The sequence below is a fragment of the Streptomyces sp. NPDC059957 genome, assembly GCF_042730015.1.
Classification (GTDB): Bacteria; Actinomycetota; Actinomycetes; order Streptomycetales; family Streptomycetaceae; genus Streptomyces.
In genome coordinates this window covers 1-15675 of record NZ_JBHWMB010000054.1, presented here as the reverse complement: position 1 = coordinate 15675, position 15675 = coordinate 1, and the positions used below count along the sequence as shown (strand labels likewise).

Sequence of the window (15675 nt, the reverse complement as noted above, 5' to 3'; positions counted from 1 at the left end):
ATCCGCGCCGCCCGGGTCATTGACCCCGGCCGTACGCGCAGACGAAGATCCCGCCATGACCCCGGTGCGGAAGAACACGGTCGACGGACTGCTCCACGACAGCGCGCGACGCGTCCCCGACCGGATCGCGGTCCGCTACCGCGAGCGGACCTGGACCTACGCGGAACTCGACGCGGCCGTCTCCACGGGCGCGGCCGTGCTGCGCGGGAGCTACGGGCTGGCCGAGGGGGACCGGGTCGCGACCTTCGGGCACAACTCGGACGCCTACCTCCTCGCCTTCCTCGCCTGCGCCCGCGCCGGGCTCACGCACGTACCCGTCAACCAGAACCTCACCGGGGAGGACCTCGCGTACATCCTGGAGAACTCCGGGAGCGCGCTCGTCCTCGCGGACCCGGAACTGGCCGGGCGGGTCCCCGCGGGGTTCGCCGTACGCCCGCTGCGCGACGCGCCCGGCTCCTTCCTCGCCCTCCTCGCCGAACCGCCGGAGCCCGCCGGGCCCGGGGCCTTCGCCCGCTCCGGGGACCCGTCCCGGCTGGCGCAGCTGCTGTACACCTCCGGGACCACCGCCCTGCCGAAGGGGGCGATGATGACGCACGAGGCGCTCTGCCACGAGTACGAGAGCGCGATCGCGGCCCTGGACCTGGCGGAGCGCGATCTGCCGGTGCACTCCCTGCCGCTGTACCACTCGGCGCAGATGCACGTGTTCCTGCTGCCGTACCTGGCGGTGGGTGCGCGGAACACGATCGTGGACGCGCCGGTCGCGGAGGAGATCTTCGACCTGGTGGAGGCGGGGGAGGCGGACAGCCTGTTCGCGCCGCCGACGGTGTGGATCGGGCTGGCCAACCATCCGGACTTCGCGGACTTCGCCATCCGCGACCTGTCCGCCCTGCGCAAGGCGTACTACGGGGCCTCGATCATGCCGGTGCCGGTCCTGGAACGGCTGCGCGCACGGTTGCCCGGACTCGGCTTCTACAACTGCTTCGGGCAGAGCGAGATCGGCCCGCTGGCCACGGTGCTGCGGCCGGAGGAGCACGAGGGCCGGATGGACTCGTGCGGGCGGCCGGTCCACCACGTTCAGGCGCGGGTCGTCGACGAGGACGGGGCCGAGGTGCCGGACGGCACGGCGGGCGAGGTGGTCTACCGCTCCCCGCAGCTCTGCCAGGGCTACTGGAACGACGCGGAGGCGACGAAGAAGGCCTTCCGGGACGGCTGGTTCCGCTCCGGCGACCTGGCGGTCCGGGACCCGGAGGGGTACTTCACGGTCGTGGACCGGGTGAAGGACGTCATCAACTCGGGCGGGGTCCTGGTCGCCTCACGGCAGGTCGAGGACGTGCTCTACACCCACCCGGGCGTGGCCGAGGCGGCGGTGGTCGGCCTCCCGGACGAACGGTGGATCGAGGCCGTCACGGCGGTGGTGGTCCCGCGCGACGGGGTGACGGAGGCGGAACTCCTGGCCTATGCACGCGAGAAGCTGGCCCACTTCAAGGCCCCGAAGCGGATCGTCTTCGTGGACGCCCTGCCCCGCAACGCGAGCGGCAAGATCCTCAAGCGCACCCTGCGCGACCGCTTCTCGCCCCGGGCCTGAACGGGAAGCGGCCCGGACCCCGGCGGCGTCAGCGGAGCTCGTCCGACAGCAGTCCCATGGTGAACATGTCGAACCAGCGGCCGTCGCGGCGGAAGACCTGGCGGAGGCGGCCTTCCTCGACGAAGCCGACCTTCTCGTAGGCCTTGCGCGCGGCGTGGTTCTCGGTGACCACGGTCAGCGTCACCTTGTGCAGGCGCATGTCCTCGAACCCGTAGCGGCAGATCGTGCGCACCGCGTCGGTGGCGTAGCCGCGGCCCCAGTACTCCTTCTCGCCCAGGTAGATGTCGAGTTCCGCGATGCCCTTCTCGGGGGCCGTGCCGTGCAGGGCGACCAGCCCGATGAGCTTGCCGTCGGCGAGCGCCTCGACGCCGAGGAGCAGGTCGTCGTAGGAGTTGCGGGGGCGGTCGGCCAGCCACGTGCGGACGCGCTCCACCGTCTGGGGGTGTTGGTCGTCCATCCAGCGCATGACCTCGGGGTCGTGGTTCCAGCGCCACAGGGCCTCGGCGTCCCCGGTGCCCATGGCCCGCAGTTTCACCAATTCTCCGAGCGCCATGCCCACCACACCTCTGGTCCATATCGTGATCGTTTTGCGAACCACGAAGTGGTACCACGGCCTGGACCGCACACTCAATCGATTTCCGAGAGCTCCGTGTCCCGGAGGCGGCGCAGGACGAGGTGCTCGTGGAAGAGCCGGCCGACCAGAGCGCCGCCGTAGACCACGAAGCCGACGCCGACCAGCCAGGACTGGACGACCAGGAGGGTGCCGAAGGGGCCGTAGGTCACGGCGTTGGAGGCGATCAGCGGGGAGAACACCAGCTGGGAGAAGACCCGCAGGCCGAGGAGGCCCAGGCTGGTGCACGCGGCGCCCGGAAGCAGGGCGCGCCAGCGGACCCGCGCGCCGAGGAGGATCCACTGGGAGCTCCAGAAGAACAGACAGGTGCCGATGAGATCGCCCGTGGTGCCCAAGATCGTGCCGGGCACATCGTTTGAGGGGGCGGGGATGAGGACCAGCAGCCCGAGGTAGCAGACCAGCAGGGCGAGCCAGACGACGTGCCGCCACATGGTGTGCCAGCGGGCCGTCGGAAGGTCCCAGACCTTCTCGTACCCGGTCTGCACGGCGGAGCCGAAGGTCAGGCCGAAGACCGCGAGGGCGGCGAGACCGAAGGCGGTGGTCCGCTCCAGCGCGAGGTCAGCGGCGCCGAACAGCATCTCCACCCGCTCCCGGGAGGACTCCGTCACCCCGAGGGCCTGCCCGAGCCAGCGGCCGAAGCCCGAGCCGCTGCCCGGCGCGGCGGCCGCGACGACGACGAGCAGCGGCACCAGGGTGAGGAAGCCGAGGGCGGCGAAGCCCATGGCCCGGTGCATCAGCTCCATCTCCCGCCCACGGCTCCATGCCAGCCCGGCATGGGAAGCCTGGAGCCGGTCGTGGAGCCGCCGGAAGGTCGAGGTCACGCCTCTGTCCCTACCCGGATGGGCCCTCGGCTTCCCGGGAGGCCCCCCGAGTGGGCCCGAAGGGGTGGATCCGGAGGCGGTCCGGCCTCCCGGCGGAGGCCGCCTCTCGTCCCGTGTGAGGCCGGCAGCGCCGGGGCGGGGGCTTGGGCCAGGGCACAGGCACGGCTTCAGCCTCAGGCCTCCCGGAGGTCCACCAGCCGCTTGATCTTGCCGACCGACCGCTCCAGGGTCTCCGGATCAACCACCTCCACCGCGACCGAGACTCCGACCCCCTCCTTGACGGCCCGCACCACCGAGGCCGCCGCGGCCTCCCGCTGGCCGGCGTCGCTCTCTCGGCGCGCCTCTACCCGTACGGTCAGGGCGTCCAGCCGCCCCTGCCGGGTCAGGCGGAGCTGGAAGTGCGGAGCCAGGGCCGGGGTCCGCAGGAGGACCTCCTCGATCTGGGTGGGGTAGAGGTTCACCCCGCGCAGGATGATCATGTCGTCGCTGCGGCCGGTGATCTTCTCCATCCGGCGGAAGGCCGGCCGGACGGTGCCGGGAAGCAGGCGTGTCAGGTCCCGGGTGCGGTAGCGGACGATGGGCATCGCCTCTTTGGTGAGCGAGGTGAAGACCAGCTCCCCGGGCTCGCCCTCGGGCAGTACGGCGCCCGTCAGCGGGTCGACCACCTCCGGATAGAAGTGGTCCTCCCATATGTGAAGACCGTCCTTGGTCTCGGCGAATTCCGAGGCGACACCCGGGCCCATCACCTCCGAGAGCCCGTATATGTCCACCGCGTCGATGTTCAGCCGTTCCTCGATCTCGCGGCGCATCTCCTCGGTCCACGGCTCGGCACCGAAGATCCCCGTGCGGAGGGAGGTGGCGCGGGGGTCGATGCCCTGGCGCTCCATCTCGTCCAGCAGGGTCAACATGTAGGAGGGGGTCACCATGATGACCTCCGGCCGGAAGTCCTCGATCAGCCGGACCTGCCGGTCCGTCATCCCGCCCGAGGCGGGGACGACCGTACAGCCCAGGCGCTCCGCGCCGTAGTGCGCGCCCAGCCCTCCGGTGAACAGGCCGTACCCGTAGGCGACGTGGACGATCTGGCCGGGCCTCCCGCCGGCCGCGCGGATCGAGCGGGCGACGACATCAGCCCAGGTGGACAGGTCTCCGTCCGTGTACCCGACGACGGTCGGGCGGCCCGTCGTCCCGCTGGAGGCGTGGATGCGGCGGACCTCGGAGCGCGGTACGGCGAACATTCCGAAGGGGTACTGGTCGCGCAGATCGGATTTGGTGGTGAAGGGGAACAGGGCCAGATCGGAGAGGGAACGGCAGTCGTCGGGATGCAGGCCGGCCTTGTCGAAGGCCTGCCGGTAGAAGGGCACCCGGTCGTACGCCCGGCGCAAGCTCGCCCGCAGGCGGGTGAGCTGGAGCGCCGCCAGCTCGTCCCGGCCCATCCGCTCGCCCTCGTCCGCACCGCCGTCGTGGCCCTGTGTGTACGTACCCATGCCGCCCACCCCTTGTCCGAGTCAACCGACCGATCATTCGGTAGATTGCCGGACCTCGGCGGCCAAATCAATTACTCGAACGGGTGATCGTCTGCTGGGATTCCGTCCATGTCGACCTCCACGCCATCCACCTGCACCTTTACCTTCACCACCCAGGACGGAACCGAACTCGCGTACCACGTCCAGGGCGAAGGGGAGCCGCTCATCTGCCTCCCGGCGGCGCCATGCGGGCCTCCGCCTACCTGGGCGACCTCGGCGGACTGTCCGCCGGCCGCCGGCTGATCCTGCTGGGCCGTGGACCTCGCGGAGTCCCCGGAAGCCCGCGCGGGGCGTCGTCGACGGACAGCGGGGCGGCGGGCACTTCCCGTGGCTGGACGATTCACCGTGGTTCGCGGCCCGCGTCGAGCAGTTTTTGAGCAGCGGGGCCGGAACAGCAGTTCCTGAGCAGCGGAGCCTGAGCAGCAGGGCCTGAACAGCGAGGCCTGAACGCCGGGGCCTGAGCGGTCGTGCGCAGCTCCGGTTCAGCTTGCGGTGTCCGCGTCCGCCTCCGTGGCCACCGACTTCGCCCACCGGTAGTCCGCCTTGCCGCTCGGGGAGCGCTGGATGGCGGGGGCGATGACGAGCTGGCGCGGGATCTTGTAGCCCGCCAGCTTGGTGCGGCAGTGTGCCTGTATCTCGTCCAGCGTCGGCTCGGCCGCGCCCGACCGGACCTCGACCACCGCGGCCACGTGGCTGCCCCACTTCGGGTCCGGGACCCCGGCGACCAGGGCGTCGTAGACGTCCGGGTGGGACTTCAGCGCCTGCTCGACCTCCTCCGGGTACACCTTCTCGCCGCCCGTGTTGATGCACTGGGAGCCGCGGCCGAGGACGGTGACGATGCCCTGCTCGTCCACGGTGGCCATGTCGCCGAGCAGCACCCACCGCTCGGACCCCTTCTGGAAGAAGGTCTCGGCGGTCTTGACGGGGTCGTTGTAGTAGCCGAGCGGTACGTACCCGCGCTGCGCGAGCCGTCCCGGCTCGCCGACCGGCACCGGCTCGTGGGTCACCGGGTCGACCACCTGCGTCCGCTCGTTGACCTCCAGGCGGAAGCCCTTCTCCGGGCTGGAGTCGTTCGTCGCGCGGCCGTTGGAGCCGGACTCGGACGAGCCGAAGTTGTTCAGGAGCATCACGTTCGGCACGAGCGCCTGGAACTCGGCGCGCACCGTCTCCGACATGATCGCGCCGGAGGAGGAGACGCTGAAGAGGGAGGACAGGTCGGTGCCCTTCAGGGGCCCGTTGAGGGCGTCGATGAGCGGCCGCAGCATGGCGTCGCCCACCAGCGAGACGCTGGAGACCTTCTCCTTCTCGATCGTCCGCAGTACCTCCTCGGGCGCGTACTTGCGGTGGATGACCACCCGCTGCCCGTAGTTGAAGGCGATGAAGGACGTCAGCGTGGACGTGCCGTGCATCAGCGGCGGCGCGGGGAAGAAGGTCAGCCCGGCGCCCTTCGACGCGACCCGCTCGGCCAGTTCCTCGGGCCGCTTCACCGGTTCGCCGGTCGGCTCGCCCCCGAAGAGGCCGGCGAAGAAGAGGTCCTCCGCGCGCCACATGACGCCCTTGGGCATACCGGTCGTGCCGCCGGTGTAGATGATGAACAGGTCGTCGGGGGAGCGGGGCGGGAACCCGCGCTCCGGCGAGCCGGCCGCCTCCGCGTCGGCGTACGCGACCGGCGCGATCGCGGGCTCCGGGGCGCCCTCGGGGGTCGGCCCGACGCGGATCAGGTGACGGAGCTTCGTCGTCTGCGGGAGGGCCGCCGCGACCCGTTCGGTGAACTCGCCCTCGAAGACGAGCGCGGCGAGATCGGCGTCGTTGTAGAGGTAGACGAGCTCTTCCTCCACGTACCGGTAGTTCACGTTCACCGGTACCAGGCGGGCCTTCAGGCAGGCGAGGACGGTCTGGAGGTACTCGATGCCGTTGTAGAGGTGCAGGCCCAGGTGCTCACCGGCCTTCAGGCCGCTGTCCAGCAGATGGTGCGCGATGCGGTTCGCCGCCGCGTCCAGCTCCGCGTACGTGAGGCGGCGCTCGGCGCCGGTCCCGGGGTGGTCCACGTACACGAGGGCCTCGCGGTCCGGGACCACGTCCACGACCGACTCGAACAGGTCGGCAATGTTGTACTCCACCGGTCCTCCTGACCCAGAAAATCCCATGGCTGGTCTGCTCGGCGGTCATTAGAGCGTCGCCAACCCCAACAGGGAAGGGGACCGTCCAAGAAATCTGACTGGGTGTCAGAAAACTATTGAACTGCACCGGCCCCTCCTGCAACCTGTTCTAGGTCTTGAGACGGGAGGACGGCAATGGGTGGGACAGAACACCTGACCGTGGAACGCCACGGAGCCACGCTGGTGCTCACCATGAACAGGCCCGAGGCGAAGAACGCGCTCTCGCTGCCGCTACTGGTGGGGCTGTACGACGGCTGGCTGGAGGCCGACGCGGACGACACGATCCGCTCGGTGGTGCTGACCGGGGCCGGCGGGGACTTCTGCGCCGGCATGGACCTGAAGGCGCTGGCCGGCAAGGGCATGGCGGGCGACCAGTACCGGGACAGGCTGAAGGCCGACCCCGACCTGCACTGGAAGGCCATGCTGCGCCACCACCGGCCGCGCAAGCCCATCATCGCGGCGGTCGAGGGCTACTGCGTGGCCGGCGGTACGGAGATCCTCCAGGGGACCGACATCCGGGTCGCGGGGGAGGGCGCCACCTTCGGCCTGTTCGAGGTCAAGCGGGGGCTCTTCCCGATCGGCGGCTCCACGGTACGGCTGCCGCGGCAGATCCCGCGGACGCACGCGCTGGAGATGCTGCTGACCGGGCGCCCGTACGCGGCCGAGGAGGCGGCGCGGATCGGGCTCGTCGGTCGGGTGGTGCCCGACGGGACGGCGCTGGCCGCGGCGCTGGAGATCGCGGAGCGGATCAACGCGTGCGGGCCGCTGGCGGTGGAGGCGGTGAAGGCCTCCGTCTACGAGACGGCCGAGATGACGGAGACGGAGGGGCTCGCCTCCGAACTCCTGCGGGGGTGGCCGATCTTCGACACGGCCGACGCCAAGGAAGGGGCGCGGGCCTTCGCGGAGAAGCGGCCGGCGGTGTATCGGCGGGAGTAGTTCCGCGCGCCCGCGCCGGGCCCACCCGTTCCGGTGGGGCCGGTCCGTGGTCCGGGTGCGGCGCCGTTGCCGGGGGCCGGCCCCCGGACCCCTGCTCCTCAAACGCCGGAGGGGCCGGCTTTCGGGGCTCCGCCCCGGACCCTGCTCCTCAAACGCCGGAGGGGCTGGGTGTTCGCCCGGCGGTACCGGATTTGCCCATCGGGGCCGGACCCACCCCGGTGCCGGACCCACTCCCGGTGCCGGCCCCAACCGTTCCTGGAACCCCACACATCGGAGACCCATCCATGACAGCCGCGTCGCCACCCGAGATCCTCCGCGCCCCCCTCGTCGTCGAGTTCCCCTTCACCCGCTCCCTCGGCCCCGTGCAGAGCGCCTTCCTCACCGGGCTGCGCGAAGGGGTTGTCCTCGGGGTCCGGGCCGCTGACGGCAAGGTGATGGTGCCGCCCGTCGAGTACGACCCCGTCACCGCCGAGGAGATCCGCGACCTGGTCGAGGTATCCGCCACCGGGACCGTCACCACCTGGGCCTGGAACGGTTCGCCGCGCCCCAACCAGCCCCTCGACACGCCCTTCGCCTGGGTGCTCGTCCGCCTCGACGGAGCCGACACCGCCCTCCTGCACGCCCTCGACGCCCCCGGGCCCGAGGCGGTCGCCACCGGCATGCGGGTCCGCGTGCGGTGGGCGGCGGAGAGGACCGGAGCGATCACCGACATCGCCTGCTTCGAGCCCGCCGGGGACGGGACGCCGGAAGGCGCGCACGCGGCTCCGCACAGCGGGGAGTTCACCGACGCCGTCACCGGGATCGTCGCCGCGGCCCGCCTGGACTACTCGTACAGCCCCGGCCGCGCGCAGACCGCGTACATCGCCGGGCTCTCCGAGCAGAAGACCATCGGCGAGCGCTGCCCTTCCTGCCACAAGGTGTACGTGCCCCCGCGCGGCGCCTGCCCCACCTGCGGGGTCGCGACGACCGACCGGGTCGAGGTCGGTCCGGCCGGGACCGTCACCACCTACTGCATCGTCAACATCAAGGCCAAGAACCTTGATATCGAAGTGCCTTACGTCTACGCCCACATCGCCCTGGACGGCGCCGGCCTCGCCCTCCACGGCCGGATCGGTGGCATCCCGTACGACCAGGTGCGGATGGGCCTGCGCGTCGAACCCGTCTGGACCGAGGGCGGGCGCTACCCCGACCACTACCGCCCCACCGGAGAGCCGGACGCGGACTACGACGTGTACAAGGAGCTCATCTGATGGCCCGATACGCCCGTGAGGTCGCGGTGGTCGCCTTCGCGCAGAGCGACCACCTGCGCCGGACCGACGAGGTCAGCGAAGTCGAGATGGTCATGCCCGTCCTGCACCAAGTGCTGGCCGCCACCGGGCTGAAGGCGGGCGAGATCGGCTTCACCTGCTCCGGTTCCAGCGACTACCTCGCCGGCCGGGCCTTCTCCTTCACCATGACCCTCGACGGGGTCGGCGCCTGGCCGCCCATCTCCGAATCGCACGTGGAGATGGACGGCGCCTGGGCCCTCTACGAGGCCTGGGTCAAGATCCAGACCGGCGAGGCCGACACCGCGCTCGTCTACTCGTACGGGAAGTCCTCGCCGGGGTCGGTGCGCGACGTGCTGACCCGCCAGCTCGACCCGTACTACGTGGCTCCGCTCTGGCCCGACTCGGTGGCCCTGGCCGCCCTCCAGGCCCAGGCGCTCATCGACGCGGGAGAGACCGACGAAGCCGGGCTCGCCGCGATCGGCGCCCGCAGCCGGGCCTCCGCGGGATCCAACCCGCACGCCCAGCTCAGCGGAGCCGTCGCGCAGGGCGAGTACCAGGTCGCCCCGCTGCGCACCGGCGACTGCCCGCCCATCGGCGACGGCGTGGCCGCCGTCATCCTGGCCGCCGGGGACGTGGCACGCCGGCTGTGCGAGCGGCCCGCCTGGATCACCGGCATCGACCACCGCATCGAGGCCCACAGCCTCGGGCTGCGCGACCTCACCGACTCCCCGTCGACGCGGATCGCCGCCGAGCACGCGGGCGTGTTCGAGGCCCCGGTGGACACCGCGGAACTGCACGCGCCGTTCTCCTCCCAGGAGGTCGTGCTCCGCAAGGCCCTCGGACTCGGCGGGGACGTCTCCGTCAACCCCTCCGGCGGAGCGCTCGCCGCCAACCCGATCATGGCCGCCGGCCTGATCCGGATCGGCGAGGCCGCCGCCCGCATCCATCGCGGCGAGTCCGACCGGGCCGTCGCGCACGCCACCTCCGGCCCCTGCCTCCAGCAGAACCTGGTCGCCGTCCTGGAAGGGGACCGAGCATGAGCACGACGGGCAAGGAGCCGGTGGCCATCGTCGGCATCGGCCAGACCAAGCACGTGGCCGCCCGCCACGACGTCTCCATCGCGGGACTGGTACGCGAAGCCGCCGCACGGGCGCTCGCGGACGCCGAGCTGACCTGGGCGGACATCGACGCGGTCGTCATCGGCAAGGCCCCCGACTTCTTCGAGGGCGTCATGATGCCGGAGCTGTACCTGGCGGACGCCCTCGGCGCCGTCGGCAAGCCCATGCTCCGCGTGCACACGGCCGGTTCGGTGGGCGGCTCCACGGCGCTGGTCGCCTCCAACCTGGTCGCCGCCCGGGTCCACCGCACGGTGCTGACCCTCGCCTTCGAGAAGCAGTCCGAGTCCAACGCCATGTGGGGGCTCTCGCTGCCCGTCCCCTTCCAGCAGCCGCTGCTGGCGGGGGCCGGCGGGTTCTTCGCCCCGCACGTGCGCGCGTACATGCGGCGCACCGGCGCCCCCGACACGGTGGGCTCGCTCGTCGCGTACAAGGACCGCCGCAACGCGCTGAAGAACCCGTACGCGCACCTGCACGAGCACGACATCACCCTGGAGAAGGTCCAGGCGTCCCCGATGCTGTGGGACCCGATCCGGTACTCCGAGACCTGCCCCTCCTCCGACGGCGCGTGCGCGATGATCCTCACCGACCGTGCGGGCGCGGCCCGTTCGCCGAAGCCGCCGGCCTGGGTGCACGGTGGGGCGATGCGCAGCGAGCCGACCCTCTTCGCGGGGAAGGACTTCGTGTCCCCGCAGGCGGGCAAGGACTGCGCGGCCGACGTCTACCGGCAGGCGGGCATCACCGATCCGCGCCGGGAGATCGACGCCGTGGAGATGTACGTGCCGTTCTCCTGGTACGAGCCGATGTGGCTGGAGAACCTCGGCTTCGCCGACGAGGGCGAGGGCTGGAAGCTCACCGAGGCCGGAGTGACGGAGCTCGACGGGGACCTGCCCGTCAACCCGTCGGGCGGCGTGCTGTCCACCAATCCCATCGGCGCCTCCGGGATGATCCGCTTCGCGGAAGCGGCCCTCCAGGTGCGCGGTCAGGCGGGGGAGCACCAAGTCCCGGACGCCCGGCGGGCGATGGGCCACGCCTACGGCGGCGGGGCGCAGTTCTTCGCGATGTGGCTGGTGGGAGCGGAGCAGCCGGGCTCCTGAGCGGAAGCCGGATTCCGGGCGGGGTGCCGCACCGGCCACGAGTGACTCACCGTGGCCTGTGCGGCACGGCGTGTGATGGCTAACCTGGCCCCCGGACGACGAACCGGTAGTACCGGGAGGAGCACGCACGTGGCAGAGAGCATGACTTCGCAGGCACCGGCCGGCTGGGGAAAGCCGGACCTCGATCTGACCGAGGCGGACTGGCAGTCGAGCAGCCGGGGGGCCGGTGACGTCCAGATCGCCTTCGTGGAGGGGTTCATCGCGATGCGCAACGGCGACCGCCCCGAAAGCCCCTCGCTCATCTTCGCGCCGGACGAGTGGCGCAAGTTCGTCCTGAACGCGCGGGGCGGCGAGTTCGACCTCACGTAGCCGGCGACGACGGACGACGGTACGGGTACGCGGTGCACCACCGGGGCGCGGAGCCGCCGCCCCGGTGGGAGCCCGGATGTGGTGCTCCCCGCCCCGGTGGGGAGCCCGGATGCGGTGCTCCGCCGCTCCCCGGGGCCCGTAAATCCCTTGCCGGACACGGAGGATCCCGGCACCATGGCCGCCATGACGATCACCCGCCGAAAGGGCGATGCCGCGTAGACGGCCCGGCGCCCTGCGCGCCGAACGAGGAACGTACGAGGACCGCCGGCCGCCCGCCTGGGCATGGGAACTCCCGCCCGTGGACCGGCTGTCGCCCGCCGCGGCCGCCGCCGCGCACTGGGCCCGGCCCGGACGGGGCTACGAGATCGTGGACCTGCTGAGCCGGTACCGCACCTTCCTGAGCGGTCCCGGCAGCCCCCTGCTCCTGGTCCCTTCCGAGTGCCCGGCCTGCCCCGGCTGCGCACGCGACGACGTCGCCGTCGTCCGGGACGACCTGGGCGACCTGTACCGGGCCCTGCCGCCCGCCGCCCGCGCCGCACTGGGCCGTGTGCTCAGGGGCCTGGACGAGGAGTTCCGCCGTCGGACGCTCCCGCACCCGGACCCGTCCGCCGGGGGATGGGTGGACTGGAGCGGCCGTCCGCGGGCCTGGTGGCACCGGCGGCTCTACGAAGGCGACTGACCGGGAGCCCGGGGGCGCCGTACGGGTGACCCAGCGGTGTCGTACCGGCCATAACGGGATGACCGGTACGGTAGGGGCATGAGTGGAGAAAGCGACCTGCGGAAGCTGCTGAGCGGAATGCGGCCCGAACTGAACGACGGGCTGTACGTGTTCTGCACCATCCCCGGCGACACCGACCCGGAGGCCCTGGCCGGGCTCACCCCCGTCGCCTCCGTCCTGGAACCCGAGGGGCTCACCCTCGTGCTGAGCCAGGAGGACGCGGACGGGGCCGGACTCCCGTACACGTACACCGCGGGCTGGATCACCCTGCGCGTCCACTCCTCCCTGGACGCCGTCGGCCTCACCGCCGCCTTTGCCACCGAACTCGGCGCACACGGCCTGAGCTGCAACGTCATCGCCGGTTACCACCACGACCACCTCTTCGTGGACTCCGCCCGGGCCGATGAGGCCGTGGCCGTCCTGGAAGCGCTCGCGGAACGCTCCGCACAGGAGTGACCCGCCGGAATCGGCACAGGGCGGCTCCCCCCGGAAGAAGATCAGCTCTATTTGCCCCACAGGCAATCCCGGGCGCGTGCGCGGGCGTACGCTGAACCCCCGAACAGGCCTGGGGGGTACCAGCCATGACGGAACGCCGGACCCGCAGACGGCGCACGATGTTCGAACGCGACACGGAGCTCACCGCCGTCGACGAAGCCCTGGAGCAGCTCACGGATCCGGGCCCCGACGCCGGCGGAGCCCTGCTGGCCTTCTCCGGACCCGCCGGCCTCGGCAAGACCACGCTCCTCGGCGAAGTCCGCCGCCGCGCCCACACCAAGGCCTGCACCGTCCTCGCCGCCCGCGGCGGCGAACAGGAGCAGAGCCAGCCCTTCCACGTCGCCCGCCAGCTCATCCAGCCCCAACTGGCCGGCAGCTCCGACGCGGAACTGCGCGAGGCCCTCGGCAGCTGGTACTCCATCGTCGGCCCCGCCCTCGGCCTCTGCGCGGCCGAACAGGGCGCCCCGCCCGACCCCCAGGGCCTGCGCGACGGACTCGACTGGGTCCTCACCCACCTCGTCGTGCAGCGCGCCCCCGTCGCCCTCGTCCTGGACGACGCCCACTGGGCCGACCCCGAATCCCTCTCCTGGCTCGCCGCCTTCGCCCCGCGGGCCGAACACCTCCCCCTCCTCCTCGTCGTCGCCTACCGCCCCGACGAACTGCCCGCGCACGCCGAGGCCTTCCGTACGCTGCCCGGCCGCGCGGGACACCGCCCGCTGAGCCTCGCACCGCTCACCGCCGAGGCCGTCTCCGGGCTGGTACGGCGAAGCCGTCGGCGAACACGCCGACGAGGCGTTCTGCCGGGAGGCCTGGGCCGTCACCACCGGCAACCCCTTCGAAGCCGTCGAGCTCACCGTGAAGGTCCGGGACAAGGGCCTCGCCCCCGTCGAAGCCAGCGCCCCGCTGCTGCGCGACCTCGCCGCCGCCCAGCGCGGCAGCGGCCTCGTCGCCCGCCTCCACAGCCTCGGCCCCTCCACCGTCCGCTTCGCCTGGGCCTGCGCCGTCCTCGGCACCGACATCCCCCGGGAACTCGCCGCCCGCGTCGCCGGCCTCGGCACCGAGGAAGCCGTCGACGCCACCCGGCGGCTGCGCGACGCCCGCATCCTGTCGGCCGCAGCCGAGGAGGCGGGCGACAGGGAAGCGGGCGCCGGGGAAACGGGCGAGGCCGGGCTGGAGTTCGTACACCCCCTCATCGCCACCGCCATATACCGCGCGATCCCCGACGCCCTGCGCGTCGCCCTGCACGGAAAGGCCGCCGCAGCCGTGGTCGACGCGGGACTCGGGCCCTCCGCCGCGGCCCGGCACCTGCTCGAGACCCACCCCGAGAACGACCCCTGGGTGGTGCGCACCCTGCGCGAGGCAGCCGGCGAGAACCTCCGGGCCGGCGCCCCCGAAGCCGCCCGCCGCCAGCTCGCACGAGCCCTGCGCGAACCCCCGGACTTCGACGAGCGGGCGGCCGTCCTGTACGAACTGGGCTGCGCCTCCCTGCTCACCGAGCCCGCCAACACCGTCAACCACCTGCGCGCCGCCCTCGCGGAGCCCTTCGAGGACCCGGCGCTGCGCCAGGGCATCGTCATCCGGCTCGCCCAGGTCCTCTCGCACAGCGACCGGCTCGCCGACGCCTCGCAATGCCTCGCGCGGGAGATCCCCCACACCCAGGACCTGCGCGGCCGCCTGCGGCTGCAGTCCGAACAGTTCATGTGGGACGCCTTCAACGCCGCCGAACCGGACTCCCCGGCGCGCTCCCGGCGGCTCGCGAAGCTCGCGGACCGGCTGAGCGGGCGGGACCTCACCGAGCGGTACGTCATCGGGCTGCGGGCCTGGGACGCCTGCCTGCGCGGGGAGCCGGTCGACGTGGTCCTCCACCATGCCGGGCGGGTCCTGGAAACCGAGTTCAGCTGGGCGTACGCCGACCGGGGCTTCGAGGTCCCGGTGCTCGTCGCGATGGTGCACATGTACGCCGACCGGCCGGAGCGGGCCGAGGAGCTGTTCGACGCCGGCACCGCCGAGTTCGAGCGCCAGGGCTGGCGCGGCGCGCACCTGTCCTTCGCCTACAGCCTGCGCGCCTACATCCGCTACCGCCGGGGGCGGCTGGCCGAGGCGGAGGAGCTGGCGCGGGCCGGGCTCCGCCTCGCCGAGCGCGTCGGGCGGCGTACGCCCGTGCACTGGTACGCCATCGCGATCCTCATCACCACGCTGCTGGCGCGGGGGCGGGTGGACGAGGCCTGGGAACTGGTCCGCGAGCACGAGTACGGGGAGCCCTTCCCCGCGGCCGTCGTCTTCCCCGACTCCCAGACCGTCTACGCGGAACTGCTGCTGGCCCGCGGCCGGGCGAAGGCCGCCGCGGCGGAGCTGGAGGCGGTGGACCGGCGGCTGACCCCCCGGGGCATCCAGAACCCGTCCTGGTGCCCCTGGCGGCTCCACCTGGCCCGCGCGGTGGCCGCGGAGGATCCGGCGCGTGCGCGGGAGCTGGCCGAGGAGGCCGTACGCAGGGCCCGCGCCTTCGGGGCCGCGTCCGGCATCGGCCAGGCCCTGCGGGTGGCCGCGGAGGTGGCTTCGCCGCAGGACCGCCCGGCCCTCCTGGAGGAGGCGGTGGAGGTCCTGTCGGCTTCGCCGGCCGCCTACGAGCTGGCGCTCGCGCTGGCCGCGCTGGGGGAGGAGCGGGGGGACACCGAGATCCTGCTGCGTGCGGTGGTGGCGGCCCGGGCCTGCGGGGCGGACGGCCTGGTGGCCACCACCGCCGAGACACTGCTTGCCCTTGGCGGCCCCCTGCCCGGCGACCCCGTGCCCGGAGCCGCCCCGGCCACGGCCCACTGACCGGCCGCGGGCGGCTCGCAGGCCTGCGGGCTGGTGGGCGGGTGCGGCCGGGTTGGCCCTACGGGGCAAGGTCCCCTACCCGCCCTTCCACCGTTCCCCGGGGCTCCGCCCCGGACCCCGCTCCTCGCTCCTCCAACGACA

General features: G+C 72.5%; 12 protein-coding genes and 2 pseudogenes. 10 read left to right on the top strand and 4 right to left on the bottom strand.

The features are described from left to right. Positions 1 to 55: 55 nt before the first annotated feature. Positions 56 to 1585 (top strand): fatty acyl-CoA synthetase, encoded by a 1530-nt coding sequence (locus ACFWBW_RS29555; protein ID WP_385378673.1) that lies wholly within the window; start codon positions 56 to 58, stop codon positions 1583 to 1585. 28 nt (positions 1586 to 1613) lie between these two features. Here the strand turns inward: ACFWBW_RS29555 and ACFWBW_RS29550 are convergent, their stop codons facing one another. From ACFWBW_RS29550 to paaK, 3 genes are all read right to left on the bottom strand, one after another. Continuing rightward, positions 1614 to 2138 (bottom strand): GNAT family N-acetyltransferase, encoded by a 525-nt coding sequence (locus ACFWBW_RS29550; protein WP_385378670.1) that lies wholly within the window; start codon positions 2136 to 2138, stop codon positions 1614 to 1616. 74 nt (positions 2139 to 2212) lie between these two features. Beyond that, a complete protein-coding gene (locus tag ACFWBW_RS29545) occupies positions 2213 to 3037 on the bottom strand; it encodes a YhjD/YihY/BrkB family envelope integrity protein (protein ID WP_385378667.1) in 825 nt (274 codons plus the stop codon). Positions 3038 to 3210: 173 nt separating this feature from the next. Further along, positions 3211 to 4521: a phenylacetate--CoA ligase PaaK gene (gene paaK, locus ACFWBW_RS29540; protein ID WP_385378664.1), complete on the bottom strand. Its 1311-nt coding sequence runs from the start codon at positions 4519 to 4521 to the stop codon at positions 3211 to 3213. Positions 4522 to 4629: 108 nt separating this feature from the next. Here paaK and ACFWBW_RS29535 point away from each other — a divergent pair. Beyond that, a pseudogene (locus ACFWBW_RS29535) lies at positions 4630 to 4844 on the top strand (alpha/beta fold hydrolase); the annotation flags it as partial. A gap of 198 nt (positions 4845 to 5042) precedes the next feature. Here ACFWBW_RS29535 and ACFWBW_RS29530 read toward each other — a convergent pair. Continuing rightward, a complete protein-coding gene (locus ACFWBW_RS29530; protein ID WP_385378658.1) occupies positions 5043 to 6680 on the bottom strand; it encodes an acyl-CoA synthetase in 1638 nt (545 codons plus the stop codon). Between the two features lie 174 nt (positions 6681 to 6854). Here ACFWBW_RS29530 and ACFWBW_RS29525 point away from each other — a divergent pair, with 174 nt between their 5' ends. From ACFWBW_RS29525 to ACFWBW_RS29490, 8 genes and pseudogenes are all read left to right on the top strand, one after another. After that, positions 6855 to 7655, top strand: coding sequence for a crotonase/enoyl-CoA hydratase family protein (locus ACFWBW_RS29525; protein WP_243341255.1), 801 nt, complete (start codon positions 6855 to 6857; stop codon positions 7653 to 7655). 284 nt (positions 7656 to 7939) lie between these two features. Beyond that, positions 7940 to 8905, top strand: coding sequence for a Zn-ribbon domain-containing OB-fold protein (locus tag ACFWBW_RS29520; RefSeq protein ID WP_385378655.1), 966 nt, complete (start codon positions 7940 to 7942; stop codon positions 8903 to 8905). After that, positions 8905 to 9963, top strand: coding sequence for a thiolase domain-containing protein (locus tag ACFWBW_RS29515; RefSeq protein ID WP_385378652.1), 1059 nt, complete (start codon positions 8905 to 8907; stop codon positions 9961 to 9963). Before ACFWBW_RS29520 ends, ACFWBW_RS29515 begins: the two co-directional genes overlap by 1 nt. Beyond that, positions 9960 to 11135 carry a thiolase domain-containing protein gene (locus ACFWBW_RS29510; RefSeq protein WP_266911458.1) on the top strand — a complete coding sequence of 392 codons (1176 nt, stop codon included), beginning with the start codon at positions 9960 to 9962 and terminating at the stop codon, positions 11133 to 11135. The genes ACFWBW_RS29515 and ACFWBW_RS29510 overlap by 4 nt, the downstream gene beginning before the upstream one ends. A gap of 141 nt (positions 11136 to 11276) precedes the next feature. After that, positions 11277 to 11504 (top strand): DUF397 domain-containing protein, encoded by a 228-nt coding sequence (locus tag ACFWBW_RS29505; protein WP_251054484.1) that lies wholly within the window; start codon positions 11277 to 11279, stop codon positions 11502 to 11504. 208 nt (positions 11505 to 11712) lie between these two features. After that, positions 11713 to 12183 (top strand): hypothetical protein, encoded by a 471-nt coding sequence (locus ACFWBW_RS29500; protein WP_385378649.1) that lies wholly within the window; start codon positions 11713 to 11715, stop codon positions 12181 to 12183. A gap of 78 nt (positions 12184 to 12261) precedes the next feature. Next, on the top strand, positions 12262 to 12678 hold the full coding sequence (locus ACFWBW_RS29495) for an ACT domain-containing protein (protein ID WP_385378646.1): 417 nt from the start codon (positions 12262 to 12264) through the stop codon (positions 12676 to 12678). Positions 12679 to 12803: 125 nt separating this feature from the next. Then, a pseudogene (locus ACFWBW_RS29490) lies at positions 12804 to 15534 on the top strand (ATP-binding protein). Positions 15535 to 15675 lie beyond the last annotated feature (141 nt).